3 protein-coding genes are annotated in these 2,476 nt (G+C 68.1%); 2 read left to right on the top strand and 1 reads right to left on the bottom strand.

Annotated elements, in window-relative coordinates; translation table 11 throughout:
* Positions 1–63: 63 nt before the first annotated feature.
* On the top strand, positions 64–1,113 hold the full coding sequence (locus tag FKP22_RS27095; protein WP_141291063.1) for an aldo/keto reductase: 1,050 nt from the start codon (positions 64–66) through the stop codon (positions 1,111–1,113).
* Between the two features lie 13 nt (positions 1,114–1,126).
* Here FKP22_RS27095 and FKP22_RS27090 read toward each other — a convergent pair whose 3' ends face one another.
* On the bottom strand, positions 1,127–1,843 hold the full coding sequence (locus FKP22_RS27090) for a CerR family C-terminal domain-containing protein (RefSeq protein WP_141291062.1): 717 nt from the start codon (positions 1,841–1,843) through the stop codon (positions 1,127–1,129).
* Positions 1,844–1,918: 75 nt separating this feature from the next.
* Here FKP22_RS27090 and FKP22_RS27085 point away from each other — a divergent pair.
* Positions 1,919–2,476 (top strand): HlyD family secretion protein (locus tag FKP22_RS27085; RefSeq protein WP_141291061.1); only part of this gene is annotated, 558 nt, incomplete at its 3' end.

Genomic DNA, 2,476 nt, shown 5'->3' with positions numbered 1-2,476 from the left:
GTCTCAACGCAGCTCTCGCGCGCGGCCTGAACAACATCTTTTCCCCTCATTCAGGAACCTCAAATGGAACACCGCTTTCTCGGCAACTCCGGCTTCAAAGTGCCGGCCCTCGGTTTTGGCGCCGGCACCTTCGGCGGCCAGGGCCCGCTGTTCAGCGCCTGGGGCAACACCGACGTGGACGGCGCACGCCGCATCGTCGACATCTGCCTGGACGCTGGCGTCAACCTGTTCGACACGGCTGACGTCTACTCGAACGGCGCGTCCGAAGCCATCCTCGGCGCCGCGCTGAAGGGCCGGCGCCACCAGGCCATCCTGTCGACCAAGCTCTCGCTGCGCAGCGGCGACGGCCCGAACGACACCGGCTCGTCGCGCCACCACCTGATCGAAGGCGTGGAGGCCGCGCTGAAGCGGCTGGACACCGAGCACATCGACATCCTGCAGCTGCATGCCTTCGACGCGATGACGCCGGTCGAGCAGGTGCTGCGCACGCTGGATGACCTGGTGCGCAGCGGCAAGGTGCGTTACCTGGGCGTGTCCAACTTCGCCGGCTGGCAGCTGATGAAGTCGCTCGCCGCGTCCGAGCGCCTGGGGTTGCAACGCTACGTGGCCAACCAGGCCTACTACTCGCTGATCGGCCGGGACTACGAGCATGAACTGATGCCGCTGGGCGCGGACCAGGGCGTGGGCGCCATCGTCTGGAGCCCGCTGGGCTGGGGCCGCCTGACCGGCAAGATCCGCCGCGGCCAACCCTTGCCCGAAGGCAGCCGCCTGCACGAGACCGCCGGCTTCGCGCCGCCGGTGGACGATGAGCGCCTCTACCGGGTGATCGACGCGATGGGCGAAGTGGCCGAGGAAACCGGCAAGACGCTGCCGCAGATCGCCCTCAACTGGCTGCTGCAGCGGCCCACGGTCAGCAGCGTGCTGATTGGCGCACGCACCGAGGAACAGCTGAAGCAGAACCTCGGTGCGCTGGGCTGGCAACTGAGTGCGGCGCAGATGGAAAAGCTCAACACCGCCAGTGCGACCACACCGCCCTATCCGCACTACCCGTACTGGAACGGCATGTTTGCCGAGCGTGCGCCGGTGCTGGCGCTTCAGGGCGGCAACCCCTGAGCTTGGACGGGCGCTACGGCGCCCAGCTGTCGATCAGGGCCCGCGTCTGCTCGCGCACCGTCTGCTTGAGCAGCGCCAGGTGCTCGCCATCCAGCTGCACCCAGCCGAGCGACTGCAGCGCGGTCTTCGGCACCACGTGGAAGACCAGCAGTTGCCCCTGTGCTGTCATCATGCGCAGCAGGGTCAGCGGATCGTTGGCGGGCCGGCCACTGAGGCGGGCCACCACCTCGGCCGCAGCCCGCTTCAGGCGCTGCTTGCCCGGGCCTTCCTGCACTTCGGCCAGCGCACCGCGGCCGGCTTGGTCCTGGGCGATGAACAGGCGGCGGTGCTGGGCTTCATCGCTGAGCAGCAGGCGGTCTGCCGTCGCGTCCTGCATCAGGAAAAACGCTTCCATCAGCGTCTCGCGTGATGCCTGGGGGTCCGCCAGCGCAGCTTCCATCGCCGCCAGTGCGGGTGCGAAATGCGCCTCCGCGCTGCAGGACAGGTCTGCCATGCAGGCCTTGTAGAGGCCTTCCTTGCTGTCGAAGTAGTACTGCAGCGCAGGTGCATTGACGCCGGCCAGGCGCGCGATGTCGCGCGTGGAGGCGCCTTCGTAACCCCGCTCGCCAAACAGCCGGATGGCCGCGTCGATCAGCCGCTGGCGCGTTTCCTCGCCGCGCGCGTAGCCCCCGTCGGCGCGGTGCCGGGGACGGACCGTGTCGTGGGGTGCAGGGGCTTCAGGCTTGGCCATCTTCAAAAATATACCAGTTGACAGATTTCTTCCATCTGGAAAAAATCTATCAACCGTACGAATTTGGAGTTCCGCATGTCCTCGCCTGACCAGCCCAAGCCGGCCGCCGCCTCGAAACCGCCGAGAAAGATGCGCGGCCGCGCGGTGGCCTGGGTGTTCGGCGTGGGCGTGCTGCTGGCCGGTGGCGCCTGGGGCCTGCACTGGTGGCAGGTGGGCCGCTACATCGAAAGCACCGACGACGCCTACCTGAAGGCTGACGCGGTGGTCGTCACGCCCAAGGTCGGCGGCTACGTGGCCGAGGTGCTGGTGCAGGCCAACCAGGTGGTGCAGCAAGGCACGCCATTGGTTCGGCTGGACCGGCGCCAGTACGAGGCGCTGTTCGACCAGGCCAAGGCCCAGCTCGAAGCCCGCGAAGCCGACCTGCAGCGGGTGAAGGCCGAGCTGGTGCAGCAGCAGGCGCAGATCGAGCAGGCCCAGGCGCAGGAAACCGTGGCCAGCCTGGCCGAGCGCCATGCGCGCGATGAGGTCGCACGCTACGCGCCGCTGGTCCCCACCGGCGCCGCCACCGAAGAACGGCTGGCGGAGTTGCGCAACACGCTGGAACAGGCCCAGGCCAGCCTCGTGTCTGCCAGC

Origin of the sequence: Ideonella azotifigens, assembly GCF_006519715.1 — a bacterium.
GTDB lineage: Bacteria > Pseudomonadota > Gammaproteobacteria > Burkholderiales > Burkholderiaceae_C > Ideonella > Ideonella azotifigens.
The sequence above is the reverse complement of the archived record's forward strand: the minus strand, read 5'-3'. Positions and strand labels throughout refer to the sequence as shown.